This window comes from Streptococcus mitis, assembly GCF_047462815.1.
Taxonomy (GTDB): Bacteria; Bacillota; Bacilli; order Lactobacillales; family Streptococcaceae; genus Streptococcus; species Streptococcus mitis_DO.
On the sequence record NZ_JASHFB010000013.1, the window covers coordinates 1 to 18096 of the forward strand.

An 18096-nucleotide genomic window follows, 5' to 3' on the forward strand; every position below is an offset into this window, starting at 1 on the left:
TTGGTACTTATGGCCAATAACCTCCTAAAATACAATAAGAGAACGACTCAAAATTAAAAAGCTAGAGTTCCACAATTGGAAATCTCTAGCTTTTTTTGTGGTCGAGAACTATTTTGTCCCAGTCTCTTTATAGTGTTTTATTTTACAAAAGCATTGATTTCTGCTTCAATGTTGGCAATCTTAGCTTGTGATTCTTCGTTGGTTTCACCTACAACTGCAATGTAGAACTTGATTTTTGGTTCTGTACCTGAAGGGCGAACAGCAATCCATGAACCGTCAGCAAGTGTGTATTTCAACACATCACTTGGAGGAGTTGTCAGGTTTGTAACAGTACCGTCAGCAGCAGTAGCAGTTTGTGCCTTGAAGTCTTCTACGACAGTGATAGCTGTTGCGTTCCATTCTTTTGGAGCATTGTTACGGAATTTAGCCATAATCGCTTTGATTTGTTCTGCACCATCGACACCTGAAAGGGTAACCGAGATAGTTTTTTCTGCGTAGTAGCCGTACTCTTTGTAGATTTCTTCGATACCGTCAGCAAGTGTCAAACCACGTGAACGGTAGTAGGCAGCAAGTTCAGCAACGACTAGAACGGCTTGGATAGCATCTTTATCACGTACGAATGGTTTAATCAAATAACCGAAGCTTTCTTCAAATCCCATCATGTAAGTGTGGTTGTGTTTTTCTTCGAATTCTTGGATTTTTTCAGCGATAAATTTGAAACCTGTCAAAACGTTGAACATGGTTGCCCCGTAGCTTTCAGCGATCTTCGTTACCAAGTCAGTTGATACGATAGATTTGCAGAGGGCTGCATTTTCAGGAAGAGTTCCGGCGTTTTTGTGGGCTTCCAAGATGTATTTCGCCATGATAGCACCGATTTGGTTACCTGATAGGTTAAGGTAGCTACCATCTTTTTGAAGAACTTCAACACCAACACGGTCAGCGTCAGGGTCAGTTGCCACAAGAACATCTGCACCAACTTGACGACCAAGTTCTTCAGCAAGAGCAAAGGCTGCTTGGCTTTCTGGGTTTGGAGATTTTACAGTTGAGAAGTCTGGGTCGGCAGTTGCTTGCGCTTCAACGACTTGAACAGAGTCAAATCCTGCTTGGGCAAGGGCACGACGAGCCAACATTTCACCAGTACCATGAAGTGGTGTGTAGACAATCTTCATGTCTTTACCAAATTCTTCAATCAAGGCTGGGTTGATGTTAACGTCCTTGACTTCTTTGAGGTACTCCACATCGACAGCTTCGCCGATAACTTCAATCAAGCCAGAAGCTTTTTCAGCTTCCACATCAGCAACTTCAACTGCAAATGGATTTTCGATTGCACGGATATAAGTAGTCAAAGCGTCCGCGTCGTGTGGAGGCATTTGTCCACCGTCTTCACCGTAAACCTTGTAACCGTTAAATGGAGCAGGGTTGTGGCTGGCTGTGACCATGATACCTGCGAAACAGTTGAGGTGACGAACTGCAAATGATAGTTCTGGAGTTGGACGGAGGCTTTCAAATACGTAAGATTTGATACCGTGTTTAGCAAGAACTGTCGCAGACTCAAAGGCAAACTCTGGTGAGAAGTGACGGCTATCGTAGGCGATTGCGACACCACGTTCTTTTTCATTTCCACCTTTTGATTCAATCAAACGAGCCAATCCTTCAGTAGCTTGGCGAACAACGTAGATGTTGATACGGTTTGTACCAGCACCAATCAAGCCACGCATACCTGCAGTACCAAATTCAAGATTTGTATAGAAGGCATCTTCCTTCGTTTTTTCATCCATACTTTCCAAATCTTGACGAAGGTAGTCAGGAAGCTCCGCAAAATCAACCCATTTCTGGTAATTTTCTTGGTAAGACATTAAAATTCTCCTTTTTGTAAATTGTTTTAACCGTTCACATTATAGCACTTTTTAGCGTTTTAGTAAAACGGTAGCATAATTTTCAGAAAAGTAGTGACATATGCTGGTTTATCAAGTCTTGAATGCCTTAGGGAAACATGCTATACTGTTTGTATGATTATTTTACAAGCTAATAAAATTGAACGTTCTTTTGCAGGAGAGGTTCTTTTTGATAATATTAATCTGCAGGTTGATGAACGTGATCGGATAGCCCTTGTTGGGAAAAATGGAGCGGGTAAGTCTACTCTTTTGAAGATTTTGGTTGGAGAAGAGGAGCCAACTAGTGGAGAAATCAATAAGAAAAAAGATATTTCTCTGTCTTACCTAGCTCAAGATAGCCGTTTTGAGTCTGAAAATACCATCTACGATGAGATGCTTCATGTCTTTGATGACTTGCGTCGGACGGAGAAACAACTTCGTCAGATGGAGTTGGAGATGGGTGAAAAGTCTGGTGATGATTTGGATAAATTAATGTCAGATTACGACCGCTTATCTGAGAATTTTCGCCAAGCAGGTGGCTTTACCTATGAAGCTGATATTCGAGCGATTTTGAATGGATTCAAGTTTGACGAATCTATGTGGCAGATGAAAATTGCCGAGCTTTCTGGTGGTCAAAATACTCGCTTGGCTCTAGCCAAAATGCTACTTGAAAAGCCCAATCTCTTGGTCTTGGACGAGCCAACCAACCACTTGGATATTGAAACTATTGCCTGGCTAGAGAATTACTTGGTAAACTATAGCGGTGCCCTCATTATTGTTAGCCATGACCGTTATTTCTTGGACAAGGTTGCGACAATTACGCTAGATTTGACCAAGCATTCCTTGGATCGTTACGTTGGCAATTACTCTCGTTTTGTCGAGTTGAAGGAGCAAAAACTAGCTACTGAGGCAAAAAATTATGAAAAGCAACAGAAGGAGATCGCTGCTCTGGAAGACTTTGTCAATCGCAATCTAGTCCGTGCTTCAACGACCAAACGTGCCCAATCTCGTCGTAAACAACTAGAAAAAATGGAGCGTTTGGACAAGCCTGAAGCTGGTAAGAAATCTGCCAACATGACCTTCCAGTCTGAGAAAACGTCGGGCAATGTTGTTTTGACTGTTGAAAATGCAGCTATTGGCTATGATGGGGAAGTCCTGTCACAACCGATTAACCTAGACCTTCGTAAGATGAATGCTGTCGCTATCGTCGGTCCAAATGGTATTGGAAAATCAACCTTTATCAAGTCTATAGTAGACCAGATTCCTTTTATCAAGGGTGAAAAGCGATTTGGCGCTAATGTTGAGGTTGGTTACTATGACCAAACCCAAAGCAAGCTGACACCAAGTAATACTGTACTGGATGAACTCTGGAATGATTTTAAACTGACACCAGAAGTTGAAATCCGTAGCCGTCTTGGTGCCTTCCTTTTCTCAGGAGATGATGTTAAAAAATCAGTCGGCATGCTGTCTGGTGGCGAGAAAGCGCGTTTGCTTTTGGCTAAACTGTCTATGGAAAACAACAACTTTTTGATTCTGGATGAGCCAACCAACCACTTGGATATTGATAGCAAGGAAGTGTTGGAAAATACCTTGATTGACTTCGATGGAACTCTTCTATTCGTCAGCCACGACCGTTACTTTATCAATCGTGTAGCAACTCATGTACTGGAATTGTCTGAGAATGGCTCGACTCTCTACTTGGGAGATTACGACTACTATGTTGAGAAGAAAGCAGAAATAGAAATGAGCCAGACTGAGGAAGCTTCAACTAGCAATCAAGTAAAAGAATCAAGTCCAGTCAATGACTATCAGGCCCAGAAAGAAAGCCAAAAAGAAGTCCGCAAGCTCATGAGACAAATAGAAAGTCTAGAAGCTGAAATTGAAGAGTTAGAAAGTCAAAGTCAAGCCATTTCTGAACAAATGTTGGAAACAAACGATGCCGGCAAACTCATGGAATTGCAGGCTGAGTTAGACAAAATCAGCCATCGTCAGGAAGAAGCCATGCTTGAATGGGAAGAATTATCAGAGCAGGTGTAAAGATGGAACATCTTGGAAAAGTATTTCGTGAATTTCGGACAAGTGGAAATTATTCTTTAAAGGAGGCCGCAGGAGAGTCTTGTTCTACCTCCCAGTTATCTCGCTTTGAGCTTGGGGAGTCTGATCTAGCAGTCTCACGTTTCTTTGAGATTTTGGATAACATTCATGTAACAATCGAAAATTTCATGGATAAGGCTAGGGATTTCCATAATCATGAACATGTTGCCATGATGGGACAAATTGTGCCTCTTTACTATTCAAATGATATTGCAGGTTTTCAAAAGCTTCAAGAAGAACAACTTGAAAAGGCTAAGAGTTCGACAAATCCCCTCTATTTTGAGCTAAACTGGATTTTGTTGCAAGGTCTGATTTGTCAAAGAGATTCGAGTTATGATATGAAGCAGGATGATTTGGATAAGGTAGCAGATTATCTCTTCAAAACAGAAGAATGGACCATGTATGAGTTGATTCTTTTCGGGAACCTCTATAGTTTCTACGATGTGGACTATGTCACTCGGATTGGTAGAGAAGTTATGGAGAGGGAGGAATTTTACCAAGAGATTGGTCGCCATAAGAGATTAGTTTTGATTTTAGCCCTCAATTGTTACCAGCATTGTTTAGAGCATCTTTCTTTTGACAATGCAAGCTATTTTGAGACTTATACAGAGAAGATTATTGGTAAAAACATTAATCTGTATGAACGAAATATTTTACATTACTTAAAAGGTTTTGCCTGGTACCAAAAAGGACAGTGTAAAGAAGGTTGTAAGCAAATGCAAGAGGCCATGCATATTTTTGACGTGCTAGGTCTTCCAGAGCAAGTAGCCTACTATCAAGAACACTACGAAAAATTTGTCAAAGATTAATTTTCCCAAATATGGGAAAAAGAAAGAAGCTCCTTTCGGTTTTGATACAATAGTTTCAAAATTTGAGAGGAGTTTTTATATGAATCGCTATGCAGTACAGTTGATTAGCCGTGGAGCTGTTAACAAGATAGGGAATATGCTCTATGATTATGGAAATAGTGTCTGGTTGGCTTCCATGGGGACTATCGGACAGACTGTTTTAGGAATGTATCAGATTTCTGAACTCGTCACATCCATTCTGATCAATCCCTTTGGTGGAGTTATTTCAGACCGTTTTTCTCGTCGTAGGATTTTAATGGTGACAGACCTTGTTTGTGGGATTCTTTGTCTGGCTATTTCTTTCATAAGGAATGACAGCTGGATGATTGGAGCTTTGATTGGGGCTAATATTGTGCAGGCTATTGCTTTTGCCTTTTCTAGACCGGCAAATAAGGCCATTATCACAGAATTGGTAGAGAAGGATGAACTGGTCCTCTACAATTCTCGTTTGGAATTAGTGATGCAGGTTGTCAGTGTGAGTTCCCCTGTACTATCTTTTCTGGTCTTACAATTTGCAAGTCTTCGCATTACCTTGGTATTAGATGCCCTTAGTTTTTTTCTCGCTTTTGGTTTGGTAGCCTTGCTTCCAAAGAAAGAAGAGAAGACTTTGGGTGAGAAGAAACTTACATTCAAAGTTATTTTTTCTGATATCAAGGAGGGAGTTCACTATATTGTGAAGCAAAAGGAAATCTTCTTTTTGTTAGTCATGGCTTCAAGTGTCAATTTTTTCTTTGCAGCTTTTAATTACCTCCTCCCCTTTTCAAATCAGCTCTATGGAGTTCAGGGTGCCTATGCCACTATTTTGACAATGGGGGCTATCGGATCTATTGTTGGGGCGCTGTTAGCTAGTAAGATAAAAGCTAGTATGGAAATGCTTTTGTTTTTATTGGCTCTGACTGGACTTGGAGTGATGATAATGGGTTTCACCCTCCCCTCCTATCTTGCTTTTTCAGGAAATTTCATTTGTGAACTATTTATGACGATGTTCAATATTCACTTTTTTACTCAGGTACAAATCAAGGTTGAAGGGGAATATCTGGGAAGAGTTCTCAGTTCGATTTATACCTTAGCTATACTTTTTATGCCAATTGCAACAGGTTTAATGACCTGGCTTCCAAGTGTCCACCTTTATTCTTTCTTGATTATAGGACTAGGAGTTGTCATCTTATCCTTCTTAGCTCTAGGCTATGTTCGAACTCATTTTGAAAAAGAGACATAAGTCTGTTTGAATTTTAAAAATAATTCCAATCTCAGTGTTTTTTCCGCCCTTCTCGTTTGTGAGGAGGGCTTAGTTTATGGTAAAATGGTCTTATGAATAAAAGAATGAATGAGTTAGTCGTCTTGCTGAATCGCTATGCGGCTGAGTACTATACCAGCGATAAACCCTCGGTTTCAGACAGTGAGTATGACCGCCTTTACCGTGAGTTGGTCGAGTTGGAGGCTGCCTATCCAGATCAAGTGTTAGCAGATAGTCCGACCCATCGTGTTGGTGGCAAAGTCTTAGATGGTTTTGAAAAATACAGTCATCAGTATCCTCTTTATAGTTTGCAGGATGCTTTTTCACGTGAGGAGCTTGAATCCTTTGATGCGCGTGTTCGTAAGGAAGTGGCTCATCCGACCTATATTTGTGAGCTGAAAATCGATGGCTTATCTATCTCGCTTACTTATGAAAAGGGGATTCTAGTTGCAGGTGCAACACGTGGAGATGGTTCTGTTGGGGAGAACATCACAGAAAACCTCAAGCGTGTTAAGGACATTCCTTTGACCTTGCCAGAAGAACTAGATATCACCGTTCGTGGGGAATGTTATATGCCACGCGCTTCTTTTGACCAGGTCAACCAAGCTCGCCAAGAAAATGGAGAGCCTGAATTTGCCAATCCTCGTAATGCGGCGGCAGGAACTCTGCGTCAGCTGGATACAGCGGTAGTTGCCAAGCGTAATCTTGCGACGTTTCTCTATCAAGAAGCCAGTCCTTCAACTCGTGACAGCCAAGAAAAGGTTTTGAAGCATCTTGAACAACTTGGTTTTGTAGTCAATCCTAAGCGAATTCTGGCTGAAAGCATGGATGAGATTTGGAATTTTATCCAAAAAGTAGGAGAAGAGCGTGATAATCTGCCCTATGATATCGATGGGGTGGTGATTAAGGTCAATGACTTAGCAGGTCAAGAAGAACTTGGCTTTACCGTTAAGGCTCCAAAGTGGGCAGTAGCCTACAAGTTTCCTGCTGAAGAAAAAGAAGCCCAACTACTCTCAGTTGACTGGACAGTTGGCCGTACAGGTGTTGTGACTCCAACGGCAAATCTGACTCCTGTTCAGCTTGCTGGTACAACTGTTAGCCGTGCGACCTTGCACAATGTAGATTATATTGCTGAAAAAGATATTCGCAAGGACGATACGGTTATTGTTTATAAGGCTGGAGATATCATCCCTGCAGTCTTGCGTGTGGTAGAGTCCAAACGGGTTTCTGAAGAGAGACTAGATATCCCTAAAAACTGCCCAAGTTGTGATTCTGACTTGTTGCATTTTGAAGATGAAGTGGCTCTTCGTTGTATCAATCCGCGTTGTCCTGCCCAAATTATGGAAGGTTTGATTCACTTTGCCTCTCGTGATGCCATGAATATTACAGGCCTTGGTCCGTCAGTAGTCGAAAAACTCTTTGCTGCCAATCTGGTCAAGGATGTGGCGGATATTTACCGCTTGAAAGAAGAAGATTTCCTCCTTTTAGAGGGTGTTAAGGAAAAGTCTGCTGGTAAACTGTATCAGGCCATCCAAGCTTCAAAGGAAAATTCTGCTGAGAAGCTCTTGTTTGGTTTGGGAATTCGTCATGTCGGCAGTAAGGCCAGTCAGCTCTTACTTCAACATTTCCACTCAATTGAAAATCTGGCTCAGGCAAATCCAGATGAAGTGGCTAGTATTGAAAGTCTGGGTGGTGTGATTGCTAAGAGTCTTCAGACTTATTTTGCGACAGAGGGCTCTGAAATTCTCCTTAAAGAATTGAAAGAAGCTGGGGTCAATCTGGACTATAAAGGTCAGACAGTAGTAGCGGATGCGGCTTTGTCAGGCTTAACCGTGGTATTGACTGGAAAATTGGAACGACTCAAACGCTCAGAAGCTAAAAGTAAACTCGAAAGTCTGGGTGCCAAGGTAACAGGCAGTGTTTCTAAAAAGACCGACCTTGTCGTTGCTGGTGCAGATGCTGGAAGTAAACTTCAAAAAGCACAAGAACTCGGTATTGAAGTTCGAGATGAAGCTTGGCTAGAAAGTTTGTAATGATAGTTTAAAATCAGAGTTTAGACAGTAAACTAGTTTGTTAATCGGGACAAAATCGGTCAAGAATTTATTAGTGAAATAGAAACAAATCAAGAAGTAAAAAGGAAAAATAAAAACAATGTATAACTACCCTATGCGCATTCATTACCATCGCAAGAATGGTGAATACGATACCTGCTCTTTTGTAAAAAGTCAGGATCAACGAATTGATTTACTGACCTACAAAGAAGATTATTTTGGTGCCTTATTTAACTTTGAACATCCAAGTTCTTATGCCTTAGAAAGTTTGAATTTTGTAGTTCGCACGGGCCAAACCAGTAAAGAGTATGCTATCCGTTTTAATTACTATCCTCTTTTAACAGAGGTATGGATTTTGGAAGGGGATGATAGAATTTATTATTCTGAAAATCCTGCTATCGCCAGTCCTTTCTATAAGAATCAAAATCCTTTTGCCTTTGACAAGGCTATCAATAGTGCTAGTTTCGACCATCACTGGGGCTACCAAGGGGAATTGGGTTGCCGTGTAGAGGACAATCAGGCTCATTTTGCCCTATGGGCCCCAACAGCGACAGAAGTGCAGGTTGTTGTTTATGAATCAGCGAGCAATGATGCACCTGTTTGGAAGACTTTTGAGATGGAGAGAGGCAATAGCTACTCTTATAATCATAAGGACAATACTATTGGTGTCTGGAGTTTGGATGTTGAGGAAGATTTGACTGGTAAGACTTATCAGTATCAAGTCCAATTCCCTCATCACCAAACACTGACACGCGATCCGTACACTATTGCGACCAGCCCTGATGGCAAACGTTCAGCTATTCTGAGCCATGCAGAAAAGCAAGTTGAAAACTTCGAGGTCAAGCATGGTTCGGAGGCTACTTGGCGTTTGACAAATCCATGTAAGGCAGTCATCTGTGAAATGCACATTCGTGATTTGACCAAATCACCGACCTCAGGTGTGGATGAACATCTTAGAGGAACTTTCTTAGGTGCTGCTCAGACTGGAACAGTTAACCAGTATGGCCAGTCAACTGCTTTTGATTACATCAAGAAGATCGGCTACAATTATGTTCAGTTGCAACCAATTGCAGATCGTCACAAAGAATATGATGCGGATGGAAATGTAACCTACAACTGGGGTTATGACCCACAAAACTATAACGCGCCAGAAACGAGCCTTTCAACAAACCCAGATGATCCTGCTCAGGTTATTCGTGATTTGAAGACCATGGTTCAAGCTTACCACGATGCGGGAATTGGTGTTATTATGGATGTGGTCTATAACCATACCTTCTCAGTCGTTGATGCACCTTTCCAAACAACAGTCCCTGATTACTATTATCGTATGAATCCAGATGGCACCTTCCAGAATGGAACAGGCGTTGGGAATGAAACAGCCAGTGAACACGAAATGTTCCGCAAGTATATGATTGATTCTCTTCTATACTGGGTGCAGGAATACAATATTGACGGCTTCCGTTTTGATTTGATGGGGATTCATGATGTCAAGACCATGCAGATGATTCGTCAGAGTTTGGATGAAATTGACCCTAACATTATCCTTTATGGAGAAGGTTGGGACATGGGAACAGGTCTTGCCCCTTATGATAAGGCTAAGAAAGACAACGCCTACGAAATGCCAAATATTGGTTTCTTTAATGACAATCAGCGTGATGCTGTCAAAGGTGGAGAAGTTTATGGTGCTATCAAGTCAGGTTTTGTCAGTGGTGCTGCGACAGAGCCAATTCTTGCTAAAGCAATCCTAGGCAGTCGTGAATTAGGAACCTATACACATCCAAATCAAGTACTTAACTATGTAGAGGCCCATGACAATTACAATCTTCACGATTTGTTGGCAACACTTCATCCAGACCAAAGTTCAGAACAAATCATGCGCAAGGTTGAGACAGCCACAGCTATGAACCTACTCATGCAAGGGATGGCCTTTATGGAAATCGGTCAAGAATTTGGTCGTACCAAACTAGTTGCGACTGGTGAAAATGGTGAGTTGACCCATGATGATAGAGAGCGTGCTATGAATAGCTATAATGCTCCAGACAGTGTGAACCAAGTGAACTGGGACTTGATTAATGAGCGTCAAGATAGTATTGAGTTTATCCGTCAGATGATTCGATTGAAGACAGGAACCGGTGCCTTTTCTTACCCTACTTATGATGAAATTTACCATCATGTTTTTGTTCATTCAGCAAATGAACATAGTGGTTTGATTGTCTATGAGATTCAAGGTGAAGACCATTTACTGGTTGTATTTAATGCTAAAGGGCAAGACTTCCAGTTTGAAAATGCTGGAAATTTAGAACTATTGGTGACCAATAGCCATTTAAATGATAAAGACATGGTTGGTGGCGTCAGTGCCAGCGTCTTTAAAGTCTTGTAGAAAAAATCAAAAGTTTTCAATTGTGTCGTATAATTTCTAGGATATCTTCTTGCTAAAAATTATAAAACTCAATGAAGAATAACATAGCATGAAAAAGGTTTAGTTCATCTAAGCCTTTTCTTTTTGTACTGACTGCTTAACAAAAGAGTTCAAATAGTTTGAAAAGTCAAGCTTGTGAAAATAATCTCAAAAATATTGCAAAAAGGGTTGTAATTTTCTGAAAATTTGGTAAAATATATCTTAATCATTTTCAGGAGGACGAGAATTTGACAAGATATCAGAATTTAGTAAATGGAGAATGGAAATCATCTGAAAAAGAAATTACGATTTATTCACCAATCAATCAAGAAGAATTAGGGACAGTACCCGCTATGAGCCAAGCAGAAGTAGATGAGGCTATGAAAGCTGCGCGTGCAGCCCTGCCAGCATGGCGAGCTTTATCAGCAGTTGAACGTGCGGCTTATTTGCATAAGACAGCAGCTATTTTAGAACGCGATAAGGAAGAAATTGGTACTATCCTTGCCAAAGAAGTAGCAAAAGGGATTAAAGCAGCAATTGGAGAAGTCGTGCGTACCGCAGACTTGATCCGCTATGCTGCAGAGGAAGGGTTACGGATCACTGGACAAGCGATGGAAGGTGGCGGTTTTGAAGCAGCAAGTAAAAACAAACTGGCTGTTGTCCGTCGTGAGCCGGTTGGAGTCGTGCTAGCTATTGCTCCCTTTAACTATCCAGTTAATCTTTCTGGTTCTAAGATTGCTCCGGCCTTGATTGCAGGGAATGTGGTTATGTTCAAGCCACCAACACAAGGTTCTATTTCTGGTCTCTTGTTGGCTAAAGCCTTTGAAGAAGCAGGAATTCCAGCAGGTGTTTTCAATACCATTACGGGACGTGGTTCAGAAATTGGGGATTATATCATTGAGCACAAAGAAGTCAACTTCATCAACTTTACAGGTTCAACTCCTATCGGAGAACGTATTGGTCGTTTAGCTGGTATGCGTCCTATCATGCTGGAGCTTGGCGGGAAAGATGCAGCTCTTGTACTAGAAGATGCAGATTTGGAACATGCTGCCAAGCAAATTGTTGCGGGTGCCTTTAGCTACTCAGGCCAACGTTGCACGGCCATTAAACGTGTCATTGTTCTTGAAAGTGTAGCAGATACATTAGTTACTTTGCTTCAAGCAGAGGTTGCTAAATTAACAGTTGGTGACCCATTTGACAATGCTGATATTACACCTGTTATTGACAATGCTTCAGCCGACTTCATCTGGGGCTTGATTGAGGATGCACAAGAAAAAGGGGCTCAGGCTCTTACACCAATCAAACGTGAGGGCAATCTTCTCTGGCCAGTTCTTTTTGACCAAGTGACAAAAGATATGAAAGTAGCATGGGAAGAGCCATTTGGCCCTGTTTTACCAATTATTCGTGTGGCTAATGTAGAAGAAGCAATTGCCTTTGCCAACGAATCTGAATTCGGCCTTCAATCCTCAGTCTTTACAAATGATTTCAAAAAAGCCTTTGAAATTGCTGAAAAACTTGAAGTGGGTACAGTTCATATTAATAATAAAACTCAACGTGGTCCAGATAATTTCCCATTCCTTGGTGTCAAAGGTTCTGGAGCTGGAGTGCAAGGAATTAAATATAGCATTGAAGCGATGACAAATGTCAAATCCATTGTTTTTGATGTGAAATGAAATGTAAAATCAGGAAATTGTTTTCCTGATTTTATTTTTTACTTTAAAAAAACAATTTTATTAGTAAAATGACGAACTTTATGATAGTATTGTAAAAAAACAATTCGTTTTCATAATCTGTTTGAAAATTTCTTGATTTACAAGTGAACACATCAGTGAATTTGTTGAAGACTTTCAAAAGAATTTTTAGCAAATTCCGTAATTTACTTGAATCTTCCCTAAAAAGGTAGTATAATAAATCTATAGAAAACGCTTACAGAAATAGGAGGGTGTATGAATAAGAAAAAAGCTTTAGAAACCTTTATAGCAGGTGAAAATTTTCACCTCCAGCATTATCTGGGAGCGCATAGGGAAGAAAAAGATGGTGAGTATGGCTATGCTTTCCGTGTGTGGGCACCTAATGCTCAGGCTGTTCACTTGGTAGGGGATTTCACCAATTGGGTTGAAAATCAAATTCCAATGGAACGGAATGAATTTGGGGTCTGGGAAGTCTTTACCAGCCTTGCTCATGAAGGCCAAATTTACAAGTATCATATCACACGTGCAAATGGTCATCAGCTGATGAAGATTGACCCTTTGGCTGTACGGTATGAGGCACGACCTGGGACTGGTGCTATTTTAACAGATATTCCAGAAAAGAAATGGAAGGATGGTCTCTGGCTAGCCCGTAGAAAACGCTTGAGTTTTGAAGAGCGTCCCGTCAATATTTACGAGGTTCATGCTGGCTCTTGGAAGAGAAATCTAGATGGAAGTCCTTATAGTTTTGCTCAATTGAAAGATGAACTCATTCCTTACTTGGTTGAGATGAACTATACTCACATTGAGTTTATGCCCTTGATGTCTCATCCACTAGGTTTGAGTTGGGGCTATCAGCTTATGGGTTACTTTGCTTTAGAGCATGCCTATGGTCGTCCTGAAGAGTTTCAAGATTTTGTTGAGGAATGTCACTTAAATAATATCGGCGTTATTGTGGACTGGGTACCTGGTCACTTCACCATTAATGATGATGCCTTAGCTTATTATGATGGGACTCCAACTTTTGAGTACCAAGATCATAATAAGGCTCATAACTACGGTTGGGGCGCCCTCAATTTTGACCTTGGGAAAAATGAAGTCCAGTCCTTCTTGATTTCTAGTATTAAATTCTGGATTGACTTTTACCATTTGGACGGTATTCGCGTGGATGCGGTTAGCAACATGCTCTATCTTGATTATGATGATGCCCCATGGACGCCTAATAAAGATGGCGGAAATCTCAACTACGAGGGCTATTATTTCCTTCAACGCTTGAATGATGTCATTAAACAAGCTCATCCAGACGTTATGATGATAGCTGAGGAAAGTTCATCAGCTACTCAGATTACTGACACCAAGGATTCAGATGGTCTAGGATTTGATTATAAGTGGAATATGGGATGGATGAATGATATCCTCCGATTCTATGAAGAAGATCCGATTTATCGTAAATATGACTTTAACTTGGTGACCTTCAGCTTTATGTATGTCTTCAAGGAAAATTATCTCTTACCATTCTCACATGACGAAGTGGTTCATGGTAAGAAGAGTATGATGCATAAGATGTGGGGAGATCGTTATAATCAATTCGCAGGTTTGCGTAATCTCTACACTTACCAAATTTGTCACCCAGGTAAGAAATTGCTCTTCATGGGTAGTGAATATGGACAATTTCTAGAATGGAAATCTGAAGAACAGCTGGAATGGTCTAACCTAGAGGACCCAATGAATGCTAAGATGAAGTATTTCACTTCTCAGCTAAATCAGTTTTACAAAAACCACCGCTGTCTGTGGGAAATTGATACCAGCTATGATGGTATTGAAATTATAGATGCAGATAATAGAGATCAGAGCGTTCTTTCTTTCATCCGTAAGGGTAAAAAGGATGATATGTTAGTCTGTGTCTTTAATATGGCACCAGTTGAACGAAAAGATTTTACAATCGGACTTCCTGTTGCAGGGATTTACGAAGAAGTTTGGAATACTGAGTTAGAAGAGTGGGGAGGCGTTTGGAAAGAATATAATCAAACTGTTCAAACGCAAGAAGGACTATGGAAAGATTATGAGCAGACCCTGACCTTTACTCTACCGGCTATGGGAGCAAGTGTATGGAAAATCAAGCGCCGCTTGAAACCTACTAAAATCGTCACAAGTAAAAACCAAAAAGGAGTAGAAAATGAAGAATGAAATGTTAGCTTTGATTCTTGCCGGTGGGCAAGGAACTCGTCTTGGTAAACTCACTCAAAGCATCGCAAAACCAGCTGTGCAATTTGGTGGGCGCTACCGTATCATTGACTTTGCTCTCTCAAATTGTGCCAACTCAGGGATTCACAATGTTGGAGTCATTACACAGTACCAACCACTTGCTCTCAACAACCATATCGGGAATGGTTCAAGCTGGGGATTAGACGGTATCAATTCTGGTGTCTCTATTCTTCAACCGTATTCAGCAAGTGAAGGAAATCGTTGGTTTGAAGGGACTAGTCACGCTATTTACCAAAATATCGACTATATCGACAGTGTTAATCCTGAGTATGTTTTGATTCTATCTGGGGACCACATCTACAAAATGGACTATGATGATATGCTCCAGTCTCACAAGGATAATAATGCCAGCTTGACAGTAGCTGTTCTAGATGTCCCTCTTAAAGAAGCAAGCCGTTTTGGTATCATGAATACAGATGCAAATAACCGCATTGTTGAATTTGAAGAAAAACCAGCTCAACCAAAATCTACAAAAGCTTCTATGGGGATTTATATCTTTGATTGGCAACGTCTCCGCAATATGCTTGTTGCTGCTGAAAAGAGCAATGTCGATATGTCAGACTTCGGTAAAAATGTCATTCCAAATTACCTTGAGTCAGGTGAAAGTGTCTATGCTTATGAATTTAATGGCTACTGGAAAGATGTTGGTACCATTGAGTCACTTTGGGAAGCGAATATGGAGTACATTTCTCCGGAAAATGCCTTGGATAGCCGTAACCGTCAATGGAAGATTTACTCAAGAAACTTGATTTCACCACCAAACTTCCTTGGTGCCAATGCTCATGTTGAAGATTCTTTGGTTGTCGATGGCTGTTTTGTCGATGGAACTGTTAAGCATTCTATCCTTTCAACAGGAGCGCAAGTTCGAGAAGGGGCAGAAGTAGTAGATTCAGTTATCATGAGTGGTGCAATTGTTGGTCAGGGAGCTAAAATCAAACGTGCCATTATTGGTGAAGGTGCAGTTATTTCTGACGGTGTCGAAATTGATGGAACAGAAGAAGTACAAGTTGTAGGATATGATGAAGTAGTGGGGGTAGCAACAGATGAAGATTGATAAATATTCTGCCATTTTAGGAAACACAGTTGGTTTTCATGATATGTCAACACTGACAGACCACCGTCCAGTAGCTAGCTTGCCATTTGGAGGTAAATATCGTTTAATCGACTTCCCACTTTCAAGTCTTGCTAATGCAGGTGTCCGTAGTATATTTGGTATTTTCCAACAAGACAATATCAGTTCTGTCTTTGACCATATCCGTTCTGGGCGTGAGTGGGGCTTGTCAACCCTCCTTAGTCACTATTATCTAGGAATTTACAATACCCGTGTGGAAAGTAGTACAGTTGGAAAAGAATACTACCAGCAGCTTCTTACTTATTTGAAACGCTCTGGGTCAAACCAAACAGTATCACTCAACTGTGATGTCTTAATTAATATTGATTTGAACCAAGTGTTCCACCTTCATAACACAACGAAGGGACCTATTACAGTTGTTTATAAAAAACTTCCTAAGAAAGATATTTCAGAAGTCAATGCAATCTTGGAAGTAGATGAAACAGACCATGTTCGTTCTCATAAACTCTTTGATAGTAAATCAATAGATGAAGTTTACAATATGTCTACAGATATCTTTGTCGTTGATACACCTTGGTTGATTGAACGTTTGGAAGAAGAAGCTAAAAAAGAACATCCAGAGAAATTGCGCTATGTTTTACGAGATTTGGCTGCAAAAGAAGGGGCTTTTGCCTACGAGTACACAGGCTACCTTGCAAATATTCACTCTGTAGAGTCTTATTACCAAGCTAACAAAGATATGCTTGAATCTCAAAAATTTTACTCTCTCTTCTCACCAAATCAAAAGATTTATACAAAGGTCAAAAACGAAGAACCAACTTACTACGCTAATACATCTAAGGTAAGTACTTCTCAGTTTGCGTCTGGTAGTATCATTGAAGGTCAAGTAGCTAATTCTGTTCTATCACGTAATATTCATGTACACAAGGATAGCTTGATTAAAGATAGCTTACTTTTCCCTCGTGTTGTTATTGGAGAAGGTGCTCAGGTCGAATACGCTATCTTGGATAAGGGTGTTGAAGTTGAGCCTGGTGTTGTGATTCGAGGGATTGCAGAACATCCAGTTGTCGTTAAGAAAGGTAGCAAAGTAACAGAGGATATTCATTCATGAAAATTTTATTTGTAGCAGCAGAGGGTGCACCCTTTTCAAAAACAGGTGGTTTGGGAGACGTTATTGGCGCTCTTCCCAAATCACTGGTAAAAGCTGGGCACGAAGTTGCAGTGATTTTACCCTACTATGACATGGTAGAGGCTAAATTTGGAAATCAGATTGAAGATGTTCTTCATTTTGAGGTGAGCGTCGGTTGGCGCAGACAGTACTGTGGAATTAAGAAAACAGTACTAAACGGTGTGACCTTCTACTTTATTGACAACCAGTATTATTTCTTCCGTGGCCATGTTTACGGTGATTTTGACGACGGAGAACGCTTTGCCTTTTTCCAACTAGCTGCCATTGAGGCTATGGAAAGAATTGACTTCATTCCTGACCTTCTCCATGTTCATGACTACCATACAGCTATGATTCCTTTCTTGTTAAAGGAAAAATACCGTTGGATTCAAGCCTATCAAGGCATTAAAACTGTTTTAACCATTCATAATTTGGAATTTCAAGGACAATTTTCAGAAGGAATGTTGGGTGATTTGTTTGGAGTTGGCTTTGAACGTTACGCTGATGGCACCCTTCGCTGGAATAACTGTCTGAACTGGATGAAGGCTGGTATCCTCTATGCGGACCGTGTTTCAACAGTTTCGCCTAGTTATGCTCATGAAATTATGACCAGTCAGTTCGGATGTAACTTGGATCAGATTCTTCGAATGGAATCTGGCAAGGTATCTGGTATCGTGAACGGGATTGATGCTGACCTGTATAATCCTCAGACGGATGCTCTTTTAGATTATCATTTCAATCAGGAAGATTTGTCTGGGAAAGCCCAAAACAAAGCAAAATTGCAAGAAAAAGTTGGCTTGCCAGTTAGAGCTGACGTTCCACTGGTGGGAATTGTTTCTCGTTTGACACGTCAAAAAGGTTTTGATGTCGTGGTGGAGAGTCTGCACCATATCTTGCAAAATGATGTTCAGATTGTGCTTTTGGGAACTGGAGATCCAGCCTTTGAAGAGGCTTTCTCATGGTTTGCTCAAGTTTATCCAGACAAGCTATCAGCCAATATCACTTTTGATGTCAAACTTGCTCAAGAAATCTACGCTGCTTGTGACCTCTTCCTCATGCCAAGTCGTTTTGAACCATGTGGCTTGTCTCAAATGATGGCGATGCGTTATGGAACCTTGCCATTGGTCCATGAAGTTGGGGGCTTGCGAGATACCGTTCAAGCCTTTAATCCAATCGAAGGAAGCGGAACGGGCTTTAGCTTTGACAATCTATCTCCTTATTGGTTAAATTGGACTTTCCAAACAGCATTGGACTTGTATAGAAACCATCCTGACGTTTGGAAAAAACTACAAAAACAAGCTATGGAGTGTGATTTCTCGTGGGATACAGCCTGCAGGTCATACCTTGACTTATACCATAGTTTAGTTAATTAATAGATAAAATCGTATGATGACTTCATAC

Annotated in this window: 11 protein-coding genes; 10 read left to right on the forward strand and 1 reads right to left on the reverse strand. The window is 40.8% G+C overall.

The window, feature by feature from the left end:
- Positions 1-137: 137 nt before the first annotated feature.
- Positions 138-1856: a phospho-sugar mutase gene (locus tag QM865_RS07650; RefSeq protein WP_414306368.1), complete on the reverse strand. Its 1719-nt coding sequence runs from the start codon at positions 1854-1856 to the stop codon at positions 138-140.
- Positions 1857-2009: 153 nt separating this feature from the next.
- On the opposite strand from QM865_RS07650, the gene QM865_RS07655 reads away from it, so the two are divergent.
- The 10 genes from QM865_RS07655 to glgA all read left to right on the forward strand — a co-directional run bounded on the left by QM865_RS07655 (position 2010) and on the right by glgA (position 18068).
- Positions 2010-3911 (forward strand): ABC-F family ATP-binding cassette domain-containing protein, encoded by a 1902-nt coding sequence (locus QM865_RS07655; RefSeq protein ID WP_414306369.1) that lies wholly within the window; start codon positions 2010-2012, stop codon positions 3909-3911.
- A 2-nt stretch (positions 3912-3913) separates the two neighbouring features.
- A complete protein-coding gene (locus QM865_RS07660; protein ID WP_153193490.1) occupies positions 3914-4777 on the forward strand; it encodes a MutR family transcriptional regulator in 864 nt (287 codons plus the stop codon).
- Between the two features lie 79 nt (positions 4778-4856).
- Positions 4857-6035, forward strand: coding sequence for an MFS transporter (locus tag QM865_RS07665; RefSeq protein ID WP_414306370.1), 1179 nt, complete (start codon positions 4857-4859; stop codon positions 6033-6035).
- A 92-nt stretch (positions 6036-6127) separates the two neighbouring features.
- Complete coding sequence (ligA, locus tag QM865_RS07670) at positions 6128-8086, forward strand: NAD-dependent DNA ligase LigA (protein WP_414306371.1); 1959 nt, start codon at positions 6128-6130, stop codon at positions 8084-8086.
- Positions 8087-8204: 118 nt separating this feature from the next.
- Complete coding sequence (pulA, locus tag QM865_RS07675) at positions 8205-10484, forward strand: type I pullulanase (RefSeq protein ID WP_414306372.1); 2280 nt, start codon at positions 8205-8207, stop codon at positions 10482-10484.
- 266 nt (positions 10485-10750) lie between these two features.
- Positions 10751-12175, forward strand: coding sequence for an NADP-dependent glyceraldehyde-3-phosphate dehydrogenase (locus tag QM865_RS07680; RefSeq protein ID WP_414306373.1), 1425 nt, complete (start codon positions 10751-10753; stop codon positions 12173-12175).
- 273 nt (positions 12176-12448) lie between these two features.
- Entirely contained in the window at positions 12449-14377 is a 1929-nt protein-coding gene (gene glgB, locus QM865_RS07685; RefSeq protein WP_414306374.1) for a 1,4-alpha-glucan branching protein GlgB, read from the forward strand.
- A complete protein-coding gene (locus tag QM865_RS07690; protein WP_000787251.1) occupies positions 14367-15509 on the forward strand; it encodes a glucose-1-phosphate adenylyltransferase in 1143 nt (380 codons plus the stop codon). The genes glgB and QM865_RS07690 overlap by 11 nt, the downstream gene beginning before the upstream one ends.
- A complete protein-coding gene (glgD, locus tag QM865_RS07695) occupies positions 15499-16638 on the forward strand; it encodes a glucose-1-phosphate adenylyltransferase subunit GlgD (protein WP_414306375.1) in 1140 nt (379 codons plus the stop codon). The genes QM865_RS07690 and glgD overlap by 11 nt, the downstream gene beginning before the upstream one ends.
- A complete protein-coding gene (glgA, locus tag QM865_RS07700) occupies positions 16635-18068 on the forward strand; it encodes a glycogen synthase GlgA (protein ID WP_414306376.1) in 1434 nt (477 codons plus the stop codon). The genes glgD and glgA overlap by 4 nt, the downstream gene beginning before the upstream one ends.
- The last annotated feature ends 28 nt before the right edge of the window (positions 18069-18096 follow it).

Bases quoted from the DNA above. Each gene is read 5' to 3' on its own strand.
- glgA (WP_414306376.1), top strand. From the start codon at position 16,635: ATGAAAATTTTATTTGTAGCAGCAGAGGGTGCACCCTTTTCAAAAACA.
- glgD (WP_414306375.1), top strand. From the start codon at position 15,499: ATGAAGATTGATAAATATTCTGCCATTTTAGGAAACACAGTTGGTTTT.
- QM865_RS07650 (WP_414306368.1), bottom strand. From the start codon at position 1,856: ATGTCTTACCAAGAAAATTACCAGAAATGGGTTGATTTTGCGGAGCTT.
- QM865_RS07665 (WP_414306370.1), top strand. From the start codon at position 4,857: ATGAATCGCTATGCAGTACAGTTGATTAGCCGTGGAGCTGTTAACAAG.
- glgB (WP_414306374.1), top strand. From the start codon at position 12,449: ATGAATAAGAAAAAAGCTTTAGAAACCTTTATAGCAGGTGAAAATTTT.
- ligA (WP_414306371.1), top strand. From the start codon at position 6,128: ATGAATAAAAGAATGAATGAGTTAGTCGTCTTGCTGAATCGCTATGCG.
- QM865_RS07690 (WP_000787251.1), top strand. From the start codon at position 14,367: ATGAAGAATGAAATGTTAGCTTTGATTCTTGCCGGTGGGCAAGGAACT.
- QM865_RS07655 (WP_414306369.1), top strand. From the start codon at position 2,010: ATGATTATTTTACAAGCTAATAAAATTGAACGTTCTTTTGCAGGAGAG.
- pulA (WP_414306372.1), top strand. From the start codon at position 8,205: ATGTATAACTACCCTATGCGCATTCATTACCATCGCAAGAATGGTGAA.
- QM865_RS07660 (WP_153193490.1), top strand. From the start codon at position 3,914: ATGGAACATCTTGGAAAAGTATTTCGTGAATTTCGGACAAGTGGAAAT.